We start from the raw sequence: 21741 nt of genomic DNA on the forward strand, positions 1-21741 counted from the left end.
TCTTTCTAAAGAATCCTCTAGGAATGAGCGATGATTTCAAGGTCACCGATCCGCGCACGCTCCGGGCCTACGCGCACCCGTTACGCGTACGGCTGATCGGTCTCCTACGCTCCGACGGGCCCATGACCGCGACCCGGGCCGCGGCCGAGCTCGACGACAACGTGCCCAACTGCTCGTTCCACCTGCGGCAACTGGCCAAATACGGGTTCGCCGAGCGGGTGCCGGGGGCCGACGGGCGCGAGCGGCCGTGGCGGGCCACCGCGCACACGACCTCGTGGGACGACGACACCGACGACCCGGCCATGCGGGCGGCCACCGACCAGCTCAACAGCGTGCTGCTCGGCATCTTCACGCAACGCGCGCAGGACTATCTGGCCAGCCGGGCCGACGAGCCGGCCGAGTGGCGGGCCGCGGCCGGGTTCGGCGACCTCCTGATCCACGTCACACCCGACGAACTGCGCGAGCTCGACGAGCAGATCCAGGAACTGGCGGCCCGCTTCCACCACCGGGCCACCGACCCCGCGGCCCGGCCCGCCGGATCCCGCCCGATCCAGATCATCCAGATGGCGATCCCGCGCGGGCCGGTGCCCCGATGACCGTCACCGCCGAGACCCCGCTCCGGCTGCTGCGGGCGGCCGCGTTCCGCCGCTACTGGTCGGCGCAGACCGTCTCGCTCATCGGCGACCAGATCACCCTCATCGCCGTGCCGCTGCTCGCGGTCCTGGCCGTCGGGGCCGGCCCCGAGCAGATGGGCTACCTGACCGCGGCCGCGCTGCTGCCCAACCTGTTCCTCTCGCTGCCCGCCGGGGCCTGGGCCGACCGCCGCCACGACAAACGCAAGATCATGGTGGTGGCCGACGTCAGCCGCGCCGCCCTGCTGCTCTGCGTGCCCGTGCTGTGGTGGGCCGGCCAGCTCACGCTGCCCCTGCTCTACGCGGTGACGTTCCTGGCCGGCGTGTTCTCGCTGCTGTTCGAGGTCGCGCACGCCAGCCTGTTCGCCACGCTCGTGCGCCGCGACGACTACGTGGACGCCAACACGCTGCTCAACGGCAGCCGGGCGGCGTCGTTCGTGGCCGGCCCCAGCCTGGGCGGCCTGCTCGTGCAGACGCTGACCGCCCCGGTCGCGCTGATCGCCGACGTGCTGACCTACCTGCTGTCGGCCGTCTTCCTGACCCGGGTGCGGGTCGACGAGCCGCCCGCCGCGTCCGGCGCGGAGGTCAAAGGCATGCTTGCGGGCGTACGGTTCGTGCTCCGCTCGGCCGTGCTGCGGGCGCTGCTGCTCGGCGCGACCACGCTCAACCTCTTCAACTACATCTTCGCCGCCCTGTTCGTCCTCTACGTGACCACCGAACTGCACGTCTCGCCGGGCGCCCTCGGCGTGATCATCGGCCTGGGCTCGATCGGCGGTCTGCTCGGGGCCGCGATCGCCGGACCGCTCAGCCGCCGGATCGGGCTCGGACCGGCCGTGCTCCTGGGCTATCTGCTCTTCCCGGCCCCGCTGATCCTGGTGCCGGCGGCCGCGGGCCCGCGCTGGGTGATCTTCGCGGCCCTGTTCGTGGCCGAGTTCCTGGCCGCCCTGGGCGTCATGGTCCTCGACATCACCGGCGGCTCCGCGCAGACGGCGGCCACCCCGCACACGATGCTGGCCGTCGTGTCCGGCTTCAAACGCACCGTCAACTACGGCATCCGGCCGATCGGCGCGCTCATCGGCGGAGGACTGGGCGCGGCCCTCGGCGTACGGGAATCGCTATGGATCGCCACCGTGGGCGCGCTGCTCGGAGCATTGTGGATCTATTTCTCGCCGCTGCGGACGATGCACGACCTGCCCACCACCGGCGCGGACTGATCCACCCATCAACCGATGAACGACACCCTGCGCACGATCAGCGACCTCACCCCGCTCGGCGCCGGCGTCCAGGCTTTACAGGACGCCACCGGCGGTTCCTGCCCGTCGCTGCTGCACCTGACCGTACTGGCCGGCTGGACTGTCGCGGCGGGGCGTTGGCCGCCCGCTACTTCCGCTGATCGTGACAGCCGTTCCCCGAACGGCCCACCGGTTTCCGCCGGTGGGCCGTTCGTTGCGGGCCGCGCTGGGTCGACTTCCTGGGACACCTGGCGAGGCGGCCCAACCTCGACCTTGCCGTTGGTCGTGATCCGCCTCGAACAGCCTGTCGGTAGTCGCTCGCAGGACACCACTGCCTCATCGCCGGAGCGCATCGGCCGTAGCCGCAGGTCGCTCACGAACGACGCTGCACACCGGTTCGGCGTCGAGACTCCGGCGACGCCCGATCCACAGCGCACGGTTCGGTAGTGCTCGGCTCGGCAGCGCCCGCTTGGTAGTGCTCGGCTCGGCAGCGCCCGCTTGGTAGTGCTCGGCTCGGCAGCGCCCGCTTGGTAGTGCTCGGCTCGGCAGCGCCCGCTTGGTAGTGCTCGGCTCGGCAGCGCCCGCTCGGTAGTGCTCGGCTTGGTAGTGCTCGGTTCGGCAGCGCCGGCCGGGTAGTGCTCGGCGGGGTCCGGCTCTGCAGCGCCCGCCTTGACGGCGCCTGGTTTCGCAGCACCTGCCGCAGTAACGCCCAGCTCGACAGTGGCTTGTTCGGCAGCCACCGCCTCGGGGACGCCTGGCTCGGTAGTGCCCGCCTCGGTAGTGGCCGTTTCGGCAGCAGCCGCTCGGCAGCCATCGCCTCGACGTCGTCTGGCTCGTTAGTGCTCGCCTCGTTTGCGTCTGGCTCGGTAGTGCTCGCCTCGACGGCGCCCGGTTCAACAGCTCCCGCCTTGGTGGCGCCCGATTCGGTAGCGGCCCGGTTCGGCAGCGCCTGGCTCGTAACGTCCGGTTCGGCAGTAACCGCCGCGACGGCGCCTGGCTCGATAGCGCCTGGCTTGACCGCAACCGCCGCAACAGCAACCGCTGCGACAGCAACCGCCGCAACAGCAACCGCAGCGACAGCAACCGCAGCGACAGCAACCGCAGCGACAGCAACCGCCGCGACGGCGACGGCTCGACGGTGACAGTCAGCGACAGTCCGCGACAGTCCGCGACGGCCCGTCGGCAGCCTGGTGACCGCAGTTGCCTAGCCTCCTAGGATGCCCAAGCGGCTGTGATCGAGCACTCGGGCTGGGGGCGGGGCTGAGGCAGCGGTGGGTGGCGTTCTTGTCGTACCCCCGGACCACACTGGAAGCGTGGCTGGGTTGAGGCGTGAGGCGAGCATTGCGCATGTTGACCTTGACGCCATGTTCGCCGCCGTGGAGCAGCGGGACAAGGTTTCGCTGCGGGGGCGGCCGGTCATCGTGGGTGGGGTGGCTGGGCGCGGCGTGGTGTCGACGGCGTCGTACGAAGCTCGGCGGTTCGGGGCGCGGTCGGCGATGTCCACCGCTGAGGCTCGGCGGCGGTGTCCGCCGGGGACGGCCTTTCTTTCGCCGCGGTTTGCTGCCTATCGGCGCACCAGTGAAGTGGTCATGGCCTTGCTGGCGGAAGTGTCGCCGCTGGTTGAGCAAGTTTCGATCGACGAGGCGTATGTCGACCTGGCAGCGGGTGAGCACGACCTGTCCGTCGCGGGTGTCACCGCGCTGGCCGAGCGGATTCGGGCCTCGATCGCGGCGGCCACCGGTGGGGTGACGGCGTCCGTCGGGGTCGGCACCTCCAAGCTCGTGGCGAAGATCGGATCCGACCTGCACAAGCCGGACGGGTTGACGGTGGCCGCGCCGGGGCAGGAGCAGGCCTTGCTGCATCCGTTGCCGGTGACGCGGCTGCCGGGGGTGGGGCCGGCGACCATGGAGCGGCTGCGCCGCGGACGGGTGCACACCATCGGTGACCTGGCCGGTGTCGCGTTGCCGGAGCTGGTCGACTGGCTGGGGCAGGCGCACGGCACGAGCCTGTATCGGCTGGCCCGGGCCGACGACGACCGGCCGATCGTGGGGGAGCGCGAGGCCAAGTCGGTGTCCGCGGAGGAGACGTTCGACGTCGACCTCACCGACCGGGGGCGGCTGAACGCCGAGCTCGACCTGCTCGCGGGCCGGGTCGGGGGGCGGCTGCGCACCGGGGGGCTGTCGGCCCGGACGATCACCATCAAGGTCCGCCACTACGACTTCACCACGATCACCCGGTCCGCCACGCGGGCTCAGCCCACCGACGACCCGCGGACTGTCGCGCAGCTGGCCCGGCGTCTGCTGGCCGAGGTCGACACGTCAGCGGGCATCCGGTTGCTGGGGGTGGGGGCGAGCACGCTGGCCGATTTCGTGCAGGACGACCTGTTCGGCGACGAGCCGGGCGACCTGTTCAGCGCGGTGGCCGGGGCCGGCGACGGGGCCGAGGACGGCCACGAGGCCACCGATCCGCGCCCGATCGTCGCGCCGGAATATCGGGAACCGGAGCCGGAGCGGGGGTCGGGGCTGGAGCCGCGCAAGGGAGCGGACTGGCGTCCGGGCCAGGACGTGTGGCACGAGCAGCACGGGGCCGGCTGGGTGTGGGGCAGCGGCCGGGGCCGGGTCACCGTTCGCTTCGAGGGGCCGAACACGCCGCCGGGGCCGGTGCGGGACTTCGCCGCCGACGATCCGGAGCTGCGGGCGGCCGACCCGCCCGACTGGCGGATTCCGGAGTCATGATCAGGGGGCGTGGGCCGGCGGTCCGCGCGGGTTCGGGGCGCGATCAGGGGGCGTGGGCCGGCGGTCCGCGCGGGTTCGGGGCGCGATCAGGGGGCGTGGGCCGGCGGTCCGCGCGGGTTCGGGGCGCGATCAGGGGGCGTGGGCCGGCGGTCCGCGCGGGTTCGGGGCGCAATCAGGAGGCGTGGACCGGCGGCCCGCGCAGGCCCCGGGGCCACGATCGCGAGGCGTGAGGGGCCGTGATGGGGAGGCGTGGGCCGGCGGTCCACCCGGGTCCCGGGGCCTCGATCGCGAGGCGTGAGGCGGCGGTCCACGCGGGTCCGGGGCCGTGAGAGGCGTGAGCCGGCAGCCGGGGGGGTGACCAAGATGCATGAGCCGGCGGCTCGCGACGGCCGCAAGGGTCGCCTGGCCGGCCGCCCACGACGGCCGGTGGCCGGGGCTGGTGCGGTTGCGGGAGGGGACGAGTCGTACGGGATTATTGGGTTATGTCGGCCACGATGACGGTGACGTTGTCGGGGGCGCCGTTCTCGAGGGTGCGGTGGACCAGCTCGGCGGCGGCCGTTTTGCGGTCGGGGTTGGTCAGCAGGGTCTCGGCGATCACGCTGTCTTCCACGTAATCGGACAGTCCGTCGCTGCACAGCAGGAAACGGTCGCCCTCCTGGATCGAGATCATGCGGCCCGCGGGACGGTACGGCCCGCCCTGCACGGCCTGCGTGACCAGGGCCCGCTGGGGGTGCCGGCGGGCGTCGGCGGGGGTGAGCACGCCCTGGTCGACCAGCGCCTGCACGTAGGTGTCGTCGCGGGTCAGCTGGGTCATCTCGCCGTCGCGGACCAGGTAGCAGCGGGAGTCGCCGACGTTGAGCGCGGCCACGCGATCGCCCGACAGCATGATCGCGGTGACCGTCGTGCCCATGCCGTCGCGGGCGTCGTCGTCGGCCACCGCGGCCTCGATGCGGCCGTTGGCGGTCTCCAGCGCGGCGATCAGGTCCTGCAGCGGCTCGCCGGTGTCGGGGTTCCCGTCGACGACGCTGAGCGCCTGCACCAGGATGTCGCTGGCCAGTTCGCCGGCGGGCAGGCCGCCCATGCCGTCCGCCACCACCAGCAACCGGTTGCCGACGAAGACCGAGTCCTCGTTGTTGGACCGCACCAGGCCCTGATCGGTGGCGGCGACCGCCCGGACAACAAGCGTCATGTGACAAGACTGCCAAAGCCCCGATCAGATGTCTCTAGTACCTCCTAGGTAGTGCGGGGACGAGTTTGTGTTAAGGGCGGACGTAACGCGATGAACTGGGCGTCGCGGCAGCTCAACCACACCGGAGGACTACCTCGCGCGGGGCGGCGGGACAACAGGTGCGGCCGTGGTTGACAATCGTCGTCGTGACGACAGCCATCCATCAGCGCATTGCCACCGAACTCGGCGTCCGTGAGGGCCAGGTCACCGCGGCGGTCGATCTGCTCGACGGCGGGGCCACGGTCCCGTTCATCGCCCGCTACCGCAAGGAGGTGACCGGCGCCCTCGACGACACCCAGCTCCGCACGCTCGACGAGCGGCTGGGCTACCTGCGGGAGCTGGAGGACCGGCGCGCCGCGGTGCTGGAGTCGATCCGCTCCCAGGGCAAGCTGGACGACGCCTTGGAGCAGGCGATCCTGGCCGCCGACTCGAAGGCCCGGCTCGAGGACATCTACCTGCCTTACAAGCCCAAGCGCCGGACGCGGGCCCAGGCCGCCCGTGAGGCGGGCCTGGAGCCGCTGGCCGATCAGCTCCTCGGCGACCCCAACCTCGACCCGCGCACCACCGCGGCCGCGTTCGTGACCGAAGAGGTCAAGGATGAGCAGGCCGCCCTGGACGGGGCGCGGGCCATCCTGATCGAGCGGTTCGCTGAGGACGCCGACCTGATCGGTGAGCTGCGCGAGCGGATGTGGACGCGGGGCCGCCTGGTCGCCAAGGTGCGCGAGGGCAAGGAGAACGAAGGCGCCAAGTTCGCCGACTACTTCGACTTCGCCGAGCCGTACGCGAAGCTGCCCTCGCACCGCATCCTGGCCCTGTTCCGTGGTGAGAAGGAGGAGGTCCTCGACCTCACCATGGAGCCCGAGCCGGCGGACGAGTCGACGTTCGAGCCGCGCATCGCCGCCCGGTTCGGCGTCGTCGACCAGGGCCGCCCCGGCGACAAGTGGATGGCCGACACCGTGCGCTGGACGTGGCGCACCCGGGTGCTGATCCACTTGGGCGCCGACACGCGGGTGCGGCTGTGGCAGGCCGCCGAGGACGAGGCGGTGCGGGTCTTCGCGGCCAACCTGCGGGATCTGCTGCTCGCGGCCCCCGCGGGCACACGCGCGACGATGGGTCTCGACCCCGGTTTCCGTACGGGCGTGAAGGTCGCCGTGGTCGATGCGACCGGCAAGGTGGTGGCCACCGACGTGATCTACCCGCACGTGCCGCAGAACAAGTGGGACGAGTCCATCCACCGGCTGGCCGCGCTGGCCAGCAAGCACAGCGTGGACCTGATCGCGATCGGCAACGGCACCGCCTCGCGGGAGACCGACAAGCTCGCGGGCGACCTGATCAAGCGGCACCCCGAGGCCAAGCTGACCAAGGTCATGGTGAGCGAGGCCGGGGCGTCGGTCTACTCCGCTTCCGCGTACGCCGCCCAGGAGCTGCCGGGCATGGACGTCTCGCTGCGCGGGGCCGTCTCGATCGCCCGCCGCCTGCAGGACCCCCTGGCCGAGCTGGTGAAGATCGACCCGCGTTCGATCGGTGTCGGGCAGTATCAGCACGACCTGTCCGAGTCGAAGCTGTCCAAGTCGCTCGACGCGGTCGTCGAGGACTGTGTGAACGCGGTCGGCGTCGACATCAACACCGCGTCGGCGCCGCTGCTGTCCCGGGTCTCCGGCATCACGACCGGCCTGGCCGAGAACATCGTGCTGCACCGGGACTCCAACGGGCCGTTCAAGAACCGCAACGAGATCAAGAAGGTGGCCCGGCTCGGCCCCAAGGCGTTCGAGCAGTGCGCCGGCTTCCTGCGCATCCCCGACGGCGACGACCCGCTCGACTCCTCGGCCGTGCACCCCGAGTCGTACCCGGTGGTCCGCACGATCCTGGCCTCGGCCCAGACCGACATCAAGTCGCTGATCGGCAACAGCCCGCTGCTGCGCGCCCTCAAGCCTGAGCAGTTCATCACCGACACCGTCGGCGTGCTCACCGTGACCGACATTCTGCGCGAGCTCGACAAGCCGGGCCGGGACCCGCGGCCCGGGTTCACGACGGCCACGTTCGCCGAGGGCGTCGAGAAGATCGCCGACCTCAAGCCGGGCATGGTGCTCGAGGGCGTCGTGACCAACGTGGCCGCGTTCGGCGCGTTCGTCGACATCGGCGTCCACCAGGACGGGCTGGTGCACGTGTCGGCGCTGTCCAACACGTTCGTCAAGGACCCCCGCGAGGTCGTCAAGTCGGGCGACGTCGTGAAGGTGCGGGTCGTCGAGGTGGACGAGCAGCGCAAGCGGATCTCGCTGACGATGCGGCTGCAGGACGAGCCCGTACGCAAGCCGCGCGAGCCGCGGGAGGACAAGCCGCGGCAGGGCGGCGGTCAGCCGCGTCAGGGTGGCCAGCAGCGGCAGGGTGGCCAGCGGCAGGGCGGCCAGCAGCGGCAGGGCGGCCAGCGGCAGCAGCAGCCGCAGACCAGCTTCAACGGCGGGGCGATGGCCGACGCGCTGCGCCGGGCCGGGCTGACGAAGGACTAGCCGGGGCGGGGCCGGGCGCTTACCGGGCGCTCGGCCCCCGCACCTCGATCTGGTCGAAGCCCACCTGGGCCGCCCCCGCCTCGGGCACGTCGCGGTCGAGGATGATGCCGAGCAGCACCCGATTTCCCTTGATGTCGGCCGCACTCAGCGGGGCGTCTCCGAGCTCCACGCCGTCGCGTGTCACGGTCACGGTGTCACCGGAGACCCGCAGGCCGATCCGGGTGACCGGGCCGCCCACCGCGACCGGCTGATCGAGCGGCAGCGTCCGCGAGACGGTGACGGCGGTGCTCTGATGCGCGCCGACGTAGATGTTGTTCTGGCAGACCCGTACGAGATGGCCGCCGCTCGGCACCTTGAAGTGGAACCACACCGCCGCGCACGCGTTGGGGGTCAGCAGCCGCACACCGACGTCGATGGTCATGTCGTCGGGCAGCGTGTCCTGCGGGCCGCGGCACTTGTAGAGCGACGTGTCGGCGATGCGCACCCGCAGCTCGCCCCCGGCAAAGGCGCAGGACGACTTGCCGTCGGGCTCGGTCTTGGCCAGCCACAGCCGTTGATTGTCGAGATCGTCGGCGATCAGCACCGGCCCGGGCGGTGGCGTCGGTGAGGACGAGACGACCACCGGGCTGGGCTCGTCCGCGCCGGCCACCGGGCCGGTGCGGGGGCTGAACACCACCAGCATCGCGCCCGCGATCACGGCGAACACCAGCATCGCGATCGCCACCGGCAGGAACCAGCGGCGCATGCGGACGGGATCGTCGGCGATCGGCTCGCCCAGGCCGGGCACGGCCGGGACGAGCGCGTTCGGTTCCGCCGCCGGCGGCTGGGGCATCAGGCCGGTCACCGACTGCGCCTGATTGGCCGCCGCCCGCAGGTCGGGCTGGCCTTCCAGGGCCGACACGGTGGGCCGCGACGGGCTGGAGACCAGCAGGTCGAGCAGCTCGCGGGCCGACGGGCGGTCGGCCGGATCCTTCGCCAGGGCCCGCGCGACCAGCTCCCGCAGCGGGCCGCTGAGCCCGGACAGGTCGGGTTCGCGGGTCAGGATGCGCCCCGCCGTGGCCGGGGCCGACTCGCCGCCGAACGGGGTGCGGCCGGTGCCCGCGTACGTCACCACGCCGCCCCACGCGAACACGTCGGCCGCGGCGGTCAGCGGCACGTCGTCGTCGCCGAACCGCTCGGGCGCCATGTACGCCACCGTGCCCATCATGAACTCGGGCGACGTGTTGGCGGTGTGGGCGCCGTCGATGTCACGCGCGATCCCGAAGTCGATCACTTTGGGAGTGCCGGGGGCCAGCAGCACATTGCGCGGCTTGAGATCGCGGTGGATGATGCCGGCGCCGTGGATGGCGGTGAGCGCCGTGGCCACCCCGATCGCGACACTGTGGAGATTCGCCGCGGTCAGCGGACCCTTCCCGTCGACGACCTGCTGCAGGGTCGGGCCCTCGACGTACTCGACGACGAGATAGGGGTGCTCGGCGTCGGGGTCGGCGTCGATGACCTCGGCCGTGCAGAACGGCGGCACCTGCCGGGCCCGGGCCACCTCGCTGCGGAAACGGCGGCGGAACTCGTCGTCGGGGGCCAGATCGGCGCGCACCACCTTGACCGCCACCTGCGTGCCCGCCGGTGTCGTCGCCAAGTAGACGGTGCCCATGCCGCCCTCGCCGAGCCGGCCGACCAGCTCGTACGAGCCCAGCCGGACCGGATCAGTCGGACGCAACGGCTCCGGACGCATGACCGCCCCCAGTCCCGGAGAAAATCAGAAGGTGTCACTGTAACGGGTGACGTCAGCCTCCTGCTGTCGGCCGCGCGGCACGGCACGGACCCGGGAGCAAAGCTCTATCCTCGGCAAATGCTGATCGCGACCGAACGGCTCATCCTGCGGCGCTTCCGGAAGGACGACGCGCCGGTGCTCGCCGCATACCGGTCGGATCCGGACGTTGCGCGCTACCAGTCGTGGGACTCGCCGTTCTCGTTGCTGCGGGCCGAGACCGCGGTGGCCAATTTCATCGCCTCCGATCCCGACAAGCCGGGCTGGTTCCAGTACGCGGTGGAGCGCACCGCCGACCGCGAGCTCGTCGGCGACGTGGCGGTGCACCTGCACGACAACCTGAAACAGGCCGAGATCGGCTTCACCGTGGCCAGGGAGCACCAGCGGCACGGGTACGCCCGGGAGGCCGTGACCGCCGTGCTCGACCGGCTGTTCCGGCTGCAGGGGCTGCACAAGGTGACCGGGGAGTGCGACTCGCGCAACGTGGCGTCGGCGGGGCTGATGGAACGGCTCGGGTTCACGCGCGAGGGGCTGCTGCGCCAGCAGACCTACATCAAGGGCGAGTGGACCGACGACCTGCTCTACGGGCTGCTCTCGACGGAGTGGCTGATCCGGTGAATCGTTGTCGCACCCGTGTGGTTAGGTTCCGGGCGTGGATCTCGATGGGTTCTGGGCGCTGATCGAGCGCAGCGCGCGCAAGAAGAAGGATCAGGACGAGCGGGCCGACTGGCTGACCGGCGAGCTGGCCAAGCTGCCACCCGCCGAGATCGAGTCGTTCGAGATCCTTTACTACGGCCTGCGCGACCGCGTTGACACGTGGCACATGTGGGGGGCGGCGGTGCTGGTCTGCAGCGGCGCCTCCGACGACGGGTTCTGGTATTTCCAGGCGTGGCTGATCGGGCAGGGCCGCGAGGTCTTCGAGGCAGCCGTGGCCGATCCCGACTCGCTGGCCGACGTGCCCGCCGTCCGCGCGCTGGCCGGGCGTGACTGCGACGACTGGTCGGAGGACGAGTGGCCCGACTGGGAGCTTCTCGACTACGTCGCCTCCGAGGCGTACGAGGAGGTGACCGACGGCGACGACCTCGACGACGCGCTGGAGGACCGCGGGCTGATCTTCCGGTCCTCGCCCGAGCCGTCCGACCCCCGGTTCGACCTCGACGACCTGGCCGAGCGGCGGCGGCGTTACCCGCGGCTGAGCGCGCTTTTCGACCCCGTCCCGTCACTGTAGGGAGATGTCATGGCCCACCGCAGCCGGCTGTCCACCATCCTGATCGACGTGCCCGCCGGCCGGACCGCGTCCGCTGTCGCGTTCTGGTCGCAGGCCCTCGGCGTCGACACCCGTCAGCCTCCGGGCGAGCCGCAGTTCACCGGGCTGATCGACGCGCTGCCCGGGCTGACGCTGGCGATCCAGGCGATCGACGGCGACGCTCGCTATCACGTCGACTTCGAGACCGACGACGTCGAGGCGGAGACCGCGCGGCTGGTCGCCTTGGGGGCCGAGCAGATCGACCAGTGGCTGGAGTGCCGGATCCTGCGGATCCCGGGTGGGCAGCTGGCCTGCGTCATCCCGCGGCACAGCGACGACGAGACGTTCGCCCGGCTGTCGACGCTCTGGCAGTGAACGGAAAAGGCCCCGCCGACCGGCGGGGCCTTGATCTTGTACGGGGCGTTCGCGAACGGCGCGGCGCGGCCATCAGCCCGCCTTGACCCGGTCGGTGAAGGCGCTCAGGTTCGTCAGCGCACGGTCGATCCGCTCGTCCAGGGTGAGCGTCTCCTCCCGGCTGACCAGGCGCGCCTTCGGTTTGCGCTTGCCCCGCAGATAGAGCGAGCAGGCCAGATCGGAGCAGATGTACTGCCCGACCGTGTTGCCGTTGCGACCGGAGGCGCCGGCCAGCGGGGCCACGAAAAGTGCCACCCCCGACGACGTGTGCTCGGTCAGGCAGACCTGACACATGCTCGACCGGAGCGCGCTCGCCTTGCCCGGTGCGGGGCGGCGCAACACGATGCCGGCCGGACCGTCCGGGCCCGGCACGACCAGCGCCGCGCGTAACGGCGCGGCCGGGTCGGTCCAGCCCAGGAAGTCGAGGTCGGGCCAGGGGACGGGGCCGGCCGGCAGCTTGATCCGCGCGGCCTCGCCCTTGCTGCAGTTGACGAAGGAGCCCCGGATCTCCTTCTCGTCGAGTGGTTCCATGGTCGCGAAGCTAACCGACTCCGCGGTCATGGTCATCCGTTTTACGTCTTCGCAGGTAATAGACGATCGGCAGGCTCCCCATCCCTCGATGCTCCCGCACGAGTCAGCCCAGGTCGCGCGAACCCAGCCACCGCATGTCGGGGGCCACGCAGACGAGTTCGTCGAGCACGCGGACAGCTTCGGCGCGCGTCGGGGAGTCCAGCGGCGCGGAGCCGACCCTGCCCCGGGGCGTCGCGGGGACCGACAACCAGACGCCGTCGGGGCGCCGGATCTCGTGCAGGGCCCGCTCGGGCACCTTCTCGGTGGCGGCGACGACGCGCAGGATCCCGGTGGAACCGAGCGGTGTGAAGGTGAGCTGTTGCAGCCAGCCCCCGCCGGGCAACGGACGCAGAATTGCGGCTGTCGTGCCCCGGAAACGTCCGGGCACCCACGGCGCGCGGATCCACACGGGCATCGTCGAGGTGGTCGGGTGTACCGAGCGGGCCGTCCGCAGGGCGACTGCAGTGCTGTCGGGCAGCCCGTACGCGGCGACGACGAGAGGGGGGCCGCCGCGCGGGGTCCACTCGACGAACGACGCATCGGTCACCCGCAGCCGCCCGGTGACGTCGCCGATCGTGACCGGTAACCCCGAGTCGTCGTCGATGCGCTCGCCGACCATGAGGGTCACACCCTTGCCGATGCTGCCGTCGGTGGGTTGGCCGGCCCCGTCCAGTGTCCAGGTACGCGTACCGCCGCCGGTCGTGGCTTCCCGGTAACGCTCGCCCACGCCGGCCGGGAGCCAGCCGGGGGTATAACGCAGAGCAGCAGTGGCCGGTGGCTCGGGTGACGGCCTGGCCGGGGTCGCGCCGGGTGGCGCGACGGGGGCGGGGACGCGCCGGACAGCGTGGACGAACGGGATCGTCACGGCGGTCGCGGCCAGCGCCCCGGCCCCGGCCAGCACGGCGCGGCGCTGCCGATGGGAACGGGAACGGGCGAGCAGCCGGGCCCGGATCCGCTCGGGCGGCGGAGCCGTGGCGGCGATCTTCTCGAACGCGGCCTGAATCAACTCGTCAGTCATGGCGTCCTCCCAGCGGGACTGTGGGCGCGGGAAATTGTTTGCGAAGGGTGGCCAGCGCCCGTGAGGCGTGGCTGCGCACGGTGACCGGACGGCAGCCCATCTGCTCGGCGATCTCGTCGTCGGACAGTCGTTCGTAGAACCGCAGCGCCACGACGATGCGCTGCTTCAGCGGCAGCCCGGCGATCCGGCGGATCATCGCGTCGCGCTCGTCGAGCTGGGCCACCGCATCGTCGGCGGTCCCGCCCGCCGCCTCGAGGGCGGACAGCGACATCGGCACCACCTTCGCCGCCCGGCGCCGCCGCCACGAGGCCAGCTCATTGATGATCATCCGCTTCACGTAGGCCTCGGGCACGTCGGCCCGGGCGATGCGTTCCCACCGCGGCTGCGCGCGGGCCAGCACCTCCTGGACGATGTCCTCACCCAGGTGCGGATCGCAGGCGAGCACGGTCGCGTAGCGCAGCAGCGCCGCCAACCGGGCGGAGAGAAAGTCCTCGAAGGTCACCAGCCGACCCCCTTTCCGCCCCTTGTGACGCCGGCTCACCCCGGATTTGTTGCGGCCGCCGACCGGGTTTCTAGAGTCGGGCCGACTGCTCCGGGGACAGCCGCAGCGACTCAGCCGCCACGTTCTCGGCGAGGTGCGTGAGCGAGGCCGTGCCCGGAATCGGCAGCATGACCGGTGATCGCGCCAGCAGCCACGCCAGCGCCACTTGAGCTGGGGACGCACCGCTCTGCGCGGCCACCTCGGACACCGCGCCGCCGTCGTGAGCGAGCGGCCGCCACGGCAGGAACATGATCCCGGCCCGCTCGCACTCCCTGAGCACCGGCTCGTGCGTACGGTCGACCAGGTTGTAGCGATTCTGCACACTGGCGATCTCGGTGATCGCACGCGCGGCCGCCAGCTCCGCCACCGTCACCTCGGACAACCCGAGCCGCTCGGCTTTGCCCCCGTCGCGCAGCTCCGCCAGCGTGCCGACCTGATCGTCCGCGGGCACGTCCGGATCGATCCGGTGCAGCTGCAGCAGCGCGATCCGCTCGACCCGCAGCCGCCGCAGACACCCGTCCACCTGCCGCCGCAGCGATTCCGGGCGCCCGTCCAGCCGCCACTCACTCAGCGGTCCCGACCCGCTCACGCCGACCTTCGTGGTGACAACCGTTTCCCCGTACGGGTGCAGCGCCGCAGCAACCAGCTCCTCGTTGGCGCCCCCGCCGTACAGGTAAGCCGTGTCGACCAGCGGCACCCCCAACTCGACGGCCCGCCGCAACACCGCCACCGATGATTCCCGACGCTCCACTCCGGTCGGGAGCTGCATGGCCCCGAACCCGATCCGCCCCATGACCGCCCCTCGCGTCCGGCCGAGCATACGTCGCGGGCATCCGAGGACTCCCGTCACCGATCGGCGGCGGCGACGTTGTGCACGCCGAAGGCTTTCCTCGCTTGTTGCTGCGGCGAACCGTTTGCCCCGCTCTGAGACGTATGCTAACTTTTCCCCGCCGCGGGCAGCGAGGGCCGTCGTCCTTCCGAACCGCGGTCTCTCCACGCGACTATCTTGCACCGCACCCGTATGCGCACTACATCTGTATACGCACCAGGCCCTGGCTTCCGAGCCGGGGCCATTTTTATTGGAATGGGGAGCCCTGCGCCATGGCCACATTACTGACCGAGCAGGAGAAGGAGCAGTTCCGGGGCAATGTGTATGTTGCCGTCAGCGCGGAGTTCAGGTCTCGGATGCCGCCGAGATTCGACCCTTCGGAACTGCTCATCAGATTGTACGAAGCATTTCAACCGCCGGACTTCGCCGAGGAGCGTGGCACCGCGATGAAGGGTGCGCTCGCCTGGGCCGAGGAATGCCTGGTTCCTCCGTGGAGGGACACCTACGCCGACGAGGAGTTGCGCCAGGAGGCTTTGACTGTCCTCATGGGAAGTCATCGGCGGATGTGCCCGCAGATCCACCCGGCGGTGATTGCTCTCCCCACGGACCGGCACCGATGGGTTTACCTGCTGTTCCGCTTCCGGAGGTTCAAGGAGTCGGGCGCCCTGGAGGTGATCGGGATGAGCCGGGACGACTTCCGGCGCCACCATGCGGAGGCGAGGGAGATCATCAGGTCGCACCTCAAGCGTTGAGCGATATCAGGAGAGGGGCAGCAAAGTGCTGACCCCCCTTCTATCGCATGGGTTCACACCACCTTATCGGGCGGTGTCCGGAGTTTCGAGATCCGGGCGCCGCCTTTTTCCTGGGAAAGGACGTATCTCGATGTCGCATTCGTTCGTAGATCCTCCGCTCTGGCGGCGTGGCTCTCGTTGCGTCGGTGACCACCATTGCGTCGAGGTCGCCGCCGCCGACGACGGGGGTGTACTGATGCGAAACTCGCAAAGGCCGGACGACGTGCTTCGACTGACCGCGGATCAGTGGCGTGATTTCCTGCGCATGGTGCGGTCGATTCCCGGCCCGGACGGGTAAGGCCGGAGTCCTCGGCGCCGGCAACAGGGTGCCGGGCAGCCGGAGCCGCCGTCGGGCCGTTCCACGGCCCGCGACGGTGGCCCGGTCGCCTCCGCCGCCTTGAACTCGGCATCCACCATGCTGAGGAACCGGCGCCGAGGGCCGTGGGCGGCCAGCAGCCGCCACGCGCCGTACTGCTTCCAGTACGCACGGGGGATCTCGCTTTCCGCCATGGCCCGTACATATGCACGAACGGCGTTGTCGCTGAGTTCGCCGCACTCCCACGCATAAAGCCACGTGGAGATGACCATGTTGGTGTAGTAGTAGAGCTTTTCGTCCACGTCGTCGGGCGTCACGCGCGCTCCCCAGCACTGCCCGTAGACGGGGTCGTCCATGGCGGTCCGCAAGGCGTTGACGTGCATTTCCCGGGCCATCCGAACGCGTTCCTGGCGAATCTGCCGCCGTTGGACCAGCACCGCCACGCACAGGGCCAGGGCCGAGAGAAGAGCCGCCACCGGTCCGTACGACTGTCCGATGTCGCTCAGGCGGTTCCAGTCCGCCCCGTCGTCGTCGACGAGTCGCAGCAGTGCGGGTGAGAACAGGACGGCTGCGGCGAGCACGCCGATGAGAACGACCCAGCCGAGTGCCCGCGCCGTGCGGCCGAGCAGCCCAGTTGTCCTGCGTCCTACGGCGAGGGTCGGTAGCGGCATGGCGCCTCCTCAAGGTATTCGCTTAGATACCCAGAGTGTCGGTGGTGGGTGCCACCGGCCGTTGCGTTCAACGGCAGCACTGGTCCATGCGGGACTGTGCATAGCGTGTGTACGGGGCGCCCAGGCCGGCCGCGGTGGCGTAGGCGTCGTAGGCCTCGCCCCTGCGGCCCTCGCGGAGCAGGTGGTCGGCCAGGGTGACGTGGGTCTGCGGGTCGTCGGGGTCGAGGTCGACTGCCCGGCGGTAGTGGCGTTCGGCCGTGGACGGGTCGCGGGCCGCGCGGCCGCGGGTCTGGTGCAGAACGCGGAGGTTCTCCACGGCTGTCAAGTGGTCGCCGGTCTCCAGGGCGGTCAGGGCGAGGCGTTCGGCCTCGTCCAGCATGGCCGTGACGGCCGCGTGGTCGTTGCGGTAGTACGGCAGGAAGCAGATCGCCCGCCACGCCGCGCTGGCCAGCACGGGGCCGGGGGAGCCGGATTCGAGCAGGCGCATCGCCAGGGCGGCCCACGGGGCGATGTCGTCGGGGGTGCGGTCGTGCCGGCCGTGCTGGGCGGCCAGGTTGACCGCGGCGCTGATCCGCTCCTCGGGCGGGGCGCCGGGGTGGCGGGCGACGTGGGCGTAGGTCTCGTACATGTCGGGCGGGATCGGAAAGTCGTCCTCGCCCCGCGCCTTGAGGGCGGCCAGGTGGCGGAGCCTGGTGAGGGTCCGACGCGCGGTGTCGTCGGCGCGCGGCGGTGGGGTGAGCCTGAGCAGGGCGCCCCAGAGGCCGAGTTTGTGCAGCACCCGGGCGACGCGCAGGCGGTCGGGCACGGTCAGCGCGTCCCAGTTCTCGACGAGTCGGCACAGGTGGGTCCACTCGGGGGACCGCCGGGCGGCCGGCAGGGCCCGGGGATCGTCGATCACCGGCAGGTCCGGCGCGTCCTGCGCGATCGCGTAGCGCAGGACGCTGGGCGTGACCGTCTGGCAGGCGGGGATCGGCCGGCCCTGCGTGAGGCGGCGGCCCATCAGGCCGACGATCCGTGCGTGCACCGGCCCGCGATCGCTGCGCAGATCGAAATAGGCGGCAAGCATTTCCCCCGTACGGGTGGGGGCGGTCATTCGGTGATCGACGGGCTCAGGCGGGACGTCCGGTCGATCGGGGCCGGGCGCAGCAGGCGGGTGCAGACCAGGGCCGCGGCCAGCATGGCGATCAGCAGGATCCACGCGGTGGTCTCGGGGCCCGCCGAGGCCAGCAGGTAGCCGCCCAGGACGGCGCCGATCGGGACCGCGCCGTCGGTGATGACGGAGGCCGCGCTGACGATGCGGCCCAGAGCCGAGTCGGGGACGGCCCGGGCCCGGGTCACGGTGAGGGTCACGGCGACCACCGTGCCGACCGCGCCGACGCCGGCCCAGGCGATCACGAGCACGAACGGGTGGGTGCTGACCGCGATCATCGCCAGCATCACCGTCCACGCCCACACGCAGCCCAGGAACAGCGCGCGCGGGGAGAAACGGCGTTCCAGGCGGGGGGCCGCGAATGAACCGAGGATGCCGCCCACGCCGGCCGCGGCCAGGATCGCGCCGACCGTCCAGGCCGGGCGGTCCTCGCGGGTGCCGACGACCAGGATCATCAGGATCACGCACTGGAACAGGACGTTGGTGAAACCGGTGACGATCGTGGTCAGGCGCAGGTACGGGATCCGCCACATCCAGACCAGCCCTTCGCCCATCCGCCGCCAGAAACGGGCCACGTCGTCGGAGGCAGGCGTGGAGGCGGGCCGCGGGTCGAACAGCTTCTTGGGCATGGCGGCGAGCGTCCACAGGCAGAAGACGTACGAGAAGGCGTTGAAAAGGAACGGCGCCCAGCGGGAGAGGTCGAACAGGGCGCCGCCGACGGCACGGCCGGCCAGGTTGGCGATGGGCTGTTCGGCCTCGAGGAACGAGAAGGCGACCGTGCGTTCCCGCTCGTCGACCACGTCGCGGACCGCGCCCACCTCGGCGATGCCGAAGACGACGAACGCGGATCCCTCGATCACCGCGGCGGCCATCAGGATGACAGCCAGGCCGCGCAGGTCGAGGGCCGAGGCGAGCAGCACGGCGGCCGTGGCGGCCAGGCCGACCGCCTGCGCGACGAGCATCAGCAGGCGCCGGTTGACCGTGTCGGCGATCAGCCCGGCCGGCACCTGCAGGATCAACGTGGGGATGGTGGCCGCGAACGCTGTCCAGCCGGCCAGCGCGGGCGAGTCGAACAGGGCCAGCGCGAGCAGCGGGTAGGCGATGCGCACGCCTGCGGTGCCTACCAGCGACAGCGCGTTGCCACTCCACAGCGCCAGGAACCGCCGGTTGTGCAGGATCACGACGACAGCCACGCGGTGAGCTGAACGATGTCGGAAGCAGGGCAAGCGGTGAAGACCGCCACGACCACCTCGGGCCGCCGGAACAGCGCCGACACCGACGCCTCCTCGGTCAGGTGCCGCAGGCTGAGCGCGATCCCGGCCCACGACTCGGGGCTGCCGATCTCGGCCGTGTACAGGGCCAAGGCCCGCTCGTAGTCGCCCTCCACATAGGCGCGGTCGGACTCCGGCACGTCGCCGGTGGAGATCCCCATCTTGACCAGGCCGACCGGCCGCCGGGACCGCGCCGGCACGGCGGGAGCAGCGACAACGCTTGACACCGGCAGCTCCCCCGGAGCCACCCCCGCCCGCCACCGCTCGACCAGGTCGGTGACGTCGACGGTCATGTTGCGCACCCGCCACGCGACCAGGTGCCCGGCCGACGCCTCGCGGGCCATCGACTCCAGCCGGGCGGGCACGGTCTCGCCCGACCAGCGGGCCACCGACGCGCTCATCTCCTCCACGAACGCTGTGCCGGCCTCGGTCAGCAGCGGCGAAGCGCCCGCGACGAGCAGCGCCTGCCGAACCTGGGTCCGCCACCGCGCGAACTCGACCTCGGCCTTGGCCGACGACGACCGGTAGACCCGCCAGAAGTCCGTCACCCCCAGATGCGCGTAGATTCCCTGCAGCAGTCCCGAGAGCGGCCGCGGGTCGTCGCGCCACGGCGCGTACAGGTCTTTGACCACCGACGGCTTCTGCAGCTCGACCTGGTCGGTCAGCGCGGCCAGCTTGGCGTGCTGGCATTCGTGGATCAGGGTCAGCGCGAACTGGTGCGGGCCGCCCGCGGCGCTCATGTTGACACCCCCGTACGCGTGCAGGGAGGTGTTGCTGACCCCGTTGGTGACCGGTTCCGCGGTCAGCGGCACGACCGACCGCAGCACCTCGTCGATCCCGGTCGAATACCCCTCGTACTGTTGCCGCAGGATCTCCAGCGCGCCGTGGAAGGACCGGGACCACGCCGCCGCCTGGGCCGCCGTCAGCCGCGGGGGTGGTTCGGTCAGCTGTGCCTTCGTGTAAGGGTCGGACAGGTCGCGGAACGGGTCGAGGTCGTCGAGGTACACCGTGCGGAGCGTGGAGTACGTCGCTCCCAGCTTGCGCAGCGGCAGCCACCGCTCGTCACCCTCGCCGCCCAGGTCGCGCAGCTCGATCCGGGTTCCCTCGCGGGTGATCTCGACCCGGCCGGGCGTCACCGTCACCACCGCGTGCCCGTGCGTGCCGGGCGGGGCGAGCCGGGCCAGCCCGAGCCCGGGCAGCATGATCGCTCCGTCCCGCACGACGACCTCGTGGCGGCCCGCCTGGCGGGTCGTGATCGCGTGCGCGGCGGCCAGCCAGCCCAGATAGCCCAGGTCGGCCCAGAGCGGCACCTCGTCGTCGGTCCGGTGGGCCAGCCGCCGGATGCAGTGGACCAGCCAGACACCGACATTCGGGTAGTCGAGGAGTTCGTCGGAGATGGTCGAGGTGAGCGCAGGCAGGCCGGACTTGGCGACGTCGTTGCGCAGCATTCGCAGCAGCACCGTGCGCTTGCGCCGCTGCCCGGTGATCAGCGCGGCCAGGCTGTCCGGCGTGCCGAAGCCCGTGCCGATGTCGCGGGCCAGGGTCTCGGGGTCAATGTCCACCGGTCGGCCTCCTGGCGCGAATCTGGTCGGAGCGAGGATGCGGGTCGGTCTGGTCGGGGCGGCGACGCGGGTCGATCTTGGCCAGCTCGCCGGACACCCGCGCCCGGACGTGGTTGATCAGGTACATCAGGTCGGGGCAGTAGACGGACGGGTTGAGGAAGCCGGAGCCCGCCCGGAACCGGTGCGTGTAGTTGCCGCCGCCGCAGATCTCGTGGATCGAGCAGGCCCGGCACGTCGCGCAGAGGGCCTCCTTACCGAGCTGACGGGCCACGATCTGCGGTTCCAGCAGCGCGGCGTCGAACGGATTGCCACCGGCCGCGGGGCGCACCCGGGTGGCCCCCGCGAAGGCGGTCTTCAACGTGTCGACCTGCTCGATCGTGCCGTCGGTCTCGATCACGGCGACCCGGATGGGCAGCAGCCCGACCGATTCCGACGTTCCGCGGCCGCCCAGGATCAGCGCGAGGATGTCGTCGAACAGGCGCACGCCCGTCTCGCGGACCGGCGCGCCGAACCAGCGGTCGAAGATCAACGACAACCACTCCCCGTACGCCGGAGGTCCGCCCGGAACGCGCCCGGGCGGGGGTGTGGTCCAGTTGCCGTGCGGCAGCAGGAAGTCCATGGTGGGCGGGCCGAGCGCGACCAGCGCCTCGTACGTGGTGATCGGATCGTTCCGCAGGTCCACGGTGCACAGCAGGCCGGCGTACAGGTGCCGGTGTTGTTGCAGGACGTGCAGGCCACGCAGGACCTCGGCGTGACTGCCGCGGCCGTCGCGGAACTGCCGGTGCCGGTCGTGCCCGGCCTCGTCACCGTCGACGCTCACGGCGACCCGGATCCGCCACCGGTCGCAGACCTCGGCCACCCGCTCGTCGAACAGCAGCCCGTTGGTCTGCATGCCCAGACGCAGCCGGCGGCCGGGCCCGACGATGCTGGTGGCCAGCGCGGCCAGCCGATCGAGGTGCTCGGCCCCGGCCAGCAAGGGCTCGCCGCCGTGGAAGACCAGGCTCACCGACTCACCGGCGTGCTCGGCGATCCGGCGGCAGGCCGTGGTGAACACGGCCTCGCTCATCACCCGCGGCTGGTCGCGCCAGCTCTGGTCGGCCGACTCGTAGACGTAGCAGTAGCCGCAGGCCAGGTTGCACCGGCTGTGAATCTTGACGATGAACTGGTTGAAGTTCTCCGGCGCCCAGCCGCGGGCGGTCAGGGCCGTCACGTCGAGGTCGTCGGGCCAGGACACATTCATCAGCCGGCCCCCTGAGCCGC

General features: G+C 71.3%; 21 protein-coding genes. 10 read left to right on the top strand and 11 right to left on the bottom strand.

From position 1 onward, the window contains the following. Positions 1-23: 23 nt before the first annotated feature. From BKA14_RS02100 to BKA14_RS02115, 4 genes are all read left to right on the top strand, one after another. Positions 24-596 (top strand): winged helix-turn-helix domain-containing protein, encoded by a 573-nt coding sequence (locus tag BKA14_RS02100; protein WP_184949244.1) that lies wholly within the window; start codon positions 24-26, stop codon positions 594-596. Next, entirely contained in the window at positions 593-1846 is a 1254-nt protein-coding gene (locus BKA14_RS02105; protein ID WP_184949245.1) for an MFS transporter, read from the top strand. Before BKA14_RS02100 ends, BKA14_RS02105 begins: the two co-directional genes overlap by 4 nt. A gap of 15 nt (positions 1847-1861) precedes the next feature. Further along, complete coding sequence (locus tag BKA14_RS43070) at positions 1862-2311, top strand: hypothetical protein (RefSeq protein ID WP_203722339.1); 450 nt, start codon at positions 1862-1864, stop codon at positions 2309-2311. Between the two features lie 866 nt (positions 2312-3177). Next, positions 3178-4599, top strand: a complete 1422-nt coding sequence (locus tag BKA14_RS02115; protein ID WP_275412387.1) for a DNA polymerase IV — start codon at positions 3178-3180, stop codon at positions 4597-4599. Between the two features lie 472 nt (positions 4600-5071). Here BKA14_RS02115 and BKA14_RS02120 read toward each other — a convergent pair whose 3' ends face one another. Beyond that, positions 5072-5788, bottom strand: a complete 717-nt coding sequence (locus BKA14_RS02120; RefSeq protein ID WP_184949246.1) for a PP2C family protein-serine/threonine phosphatase — start codon at positions 5786-5788, stop codon at positions 5072-5074. A 185-nt stretch (positions 5789-5973) separates the two neighbouring features. Between BKA14_RS02120 and BKA14_RS02125 the strand changes: the two genes are divergently transcribed. Continuing rightward, a complete protein-coding gene (locus BKA14_RS02125; RefSeq protein ID WP_203722341.1) occupies positions 5974-8334 on the top strand; it encodes a Tex family protein in 2361 nt (786 codons plus the stop codon). Positions 8335-8353: 19 nt separating this feature from the next. Here BKA14_RS02125 and BKA14_RS02130 read toward each other — a convergent pair whose 3' ends face one another. Then, positions 8354-10066, bottom strand: a complete 1713-nt coding sequence (locus BKA14_RS02130; protein WP_184949248.1) for a serine/threonine-protein kinase — start codon at positions 10064-10066, stop codon at positions 8354-8356. Between the two features lie 117 nt (positions 10067-10183). Here BKA14_RS02130 and BKA14_RS02135 point away from each other — a divergent pair, with 117 nt between their 5' ends. Genes BKA14_RS02135 through BKA14_RS02145 form a run of 3 tightly spaced genes read left to right on the top strand, consistent with a single transcriptional unit; the run spans position 10184 to position 11723 of the window. Further along, a complete protein-coding gene (locus tag BKA14_RS02135; RefSeq protein WP_184949249.1) occupies positions 10184-10720 on the top strand; it encodes a GNAT family N-acetyltransferase in 537 nt (178 codons plus the stop codon). A gap of 34 nt (positions 10721-10754) precedes the next feature. After that, a complete protein-coding gene (locus tag BKA14_RS02140; protein ID WP_184949250.1) occupies positions 10755-11330 on the top strand; it encodes a DUF4240 domain-containing protein in 576 nt (191 codons plus the stop codon). Between the two features lie 9 nt (positions 11331-11339). After that, a complete protein-coding gene (locus BKA14_RS02145; protein WP_184949251.1) occupies positions 11340-11723 on the top strand; it encodes a VOC family protein in 384 nt (127 codons plus the stop codon). A 72-nt stretch (positions 11724-11795) separates the two neighbouring features. Here BKA14_RS02145 and BKA14_RS02150 read toward each other — a convergent pair whose 3' ends face one another. The 4 genes from BKA14_RS02150 to BKA14_RS02165 all read right to left on the bottom strand — a co-directional run bounded on the left by BKA14_RS02150 (position 11796) and on the right by BKA14_RS02165 (position 14684). Further along, a complete protein-coding gene (locus BKA14_RS02150; RefSeq protein WP_184949252.1) occupies positions 11796-12293 on the bottom strand; it encodes an FBP domain-containing protein in 498 nt (165 codons plus the stop codon). A 103-nt stretch (positions 12294-12396) separates the two neighbouring features. Continuing rightward, a complete protein-coding gene (locus BKA14_RS02155; protein ID WP_184949253.1) occupies positions 12397-13350 on the bottom strand; it encodes a hypothetical protein in 954 nt (317 codons plus the stop codon). Beyond that, the gene (locus tag BKA14_RS02160; RefSeq protein WP_184949254.1) at positions 13343-13852 is read right to left on the bottom strand and encodes a SigE family RNA polymerase sigma factor; all 510 of its coding nucleotides are present in this window, start codon (positions 13850-13852) and stop codon (positions 13343-13345) included. The genes BKA14_RS02155 and BKA14_RS02160 overlap by 8 nt, the downstream gene beginning before the upstream one ends. A 70-nt stretch (positions 13853-13922) precedes the next feature. After that, a complete protein-coding gene (locus BKA14_RS02165) occupies positions 13923-14684 on the bottom strand; it encodes an aldo/keto reductase (RefSeq protein ID WP_184949255.1) in 762 nt (253 codons plus the stop codon). A 308-nt stretch (positions 14685-14992) separates the two neighbouring features. Here BKA14_RS02165 and BKA14_RS02170 point away from each other — a divergent pair, with 308 nt between their 5' ends. Next, positions 14993-15472, top strand: a complete 480-nt coding sequence (locus tag BKA14_RS02170) for a hypothetical protein (protein WP_184949256.1) — start codon at positions 14993-14995, stop codon at positions 15470-15472. Between the two features lie 130 nt (positions 15473-15602). Next, the gene (locus BKA14_RS02175) at positions 15603-15809 is read left to right on the top strand and encodes a DUF397 domain-containing protein (RefSeq protein ID WP_184949257.1); all 207 of its coding nucleotides are present in this window, start codon (positions 15603-15605) and stop codon (positions 15807-15809) included. Here the strand turns inward: BKA14_RS02175 and BKA14_RS02180 are convergent. The 5 genes from BKA14_RS02180 to BKA14_RS02200 form a co-directional block, all read right to left on the bottom strand. Then, a complete protein-coding gene (locus BKA14_RS02180) occupies positions 15755-16498 on the bottom strand; it encodes a DUF6082 family protein (protein ID WP_184949258.1) in 744 nt (247 codons plus the stop codon). The two genes, BKA14_RS02175 and BKA14_RS02180, sit on opposite strands and share 55 nt — an antisense overlap. Positions 16499-16565: 67 nt before the next feature. Beyond that, the gene (locus BKA14_RS02185) at positions 16566-17591 is read right to left on the bottom strand and encodes a tetratricopeptide repeat protein (protein WP_184949259.1); all 1026 of its coding nucleotides are present in this window, start codon (positions 17589-17591) and stop codon (positions 16566-16568) included. Beyond that, complete coding sequence (locus tag BKA14_RS02190) at positions 17588-18841, bottom strand: MFS transporter (protein WP_184949260.1); 1254 nt, start codon at positions 18839-18841, stop codon at positions 17588-17590. The genes BKA14_RS02185 and BKA14_RS02190 overlap by 4 nt, the downstream gene beginning before the upstream one ends. Beyond that, positions 18826-20481, bottom strand: a complete 1656-nt coding sequence (locus tag BKA14_RS02195; RefSeq protein ID WP_184949261.1) for an HEXXH motif domain-containing protein — start codon at positions 20479-20481, stop codon at positions 18826-18828. The genes BKA14_RS02190 and BKA14_RS02195 overlap by 16 nt, the downstream gene beginning before the upstream one ends. After that, positions 20471-21721 carry an FxsB family cyclophane-forming radical SAM/SPASM peptide maturase gene (locus BKA14_RS02200; RefSeq protein WP_184949262.1) on the bottom strand — a complete coding sequence of 417 codons (1251 nt, stop codon included), beginning with the start codon at positions 21719-21721 and terminating at the stop codon, positions 20471-20473. The genes BKA14_RS02195 and BKA14_RS02200 overlap by 11 nt, the downstream gene beginning before the upstream one ends. Between the last annotated feature and the right edge of the window lie 20 nt (positions 21722-21741).

The sequence above is a fragment of the Paractinoplanes abujensis genome, assembly GCF_014204895.1.
Taxonomy (GTDB): Bacteria; Actinomycetota; Actinomycetes; order Mycobacteriales; family Micromonosporaceae; genus Actinoplanes; species Actinoplanes abujensis.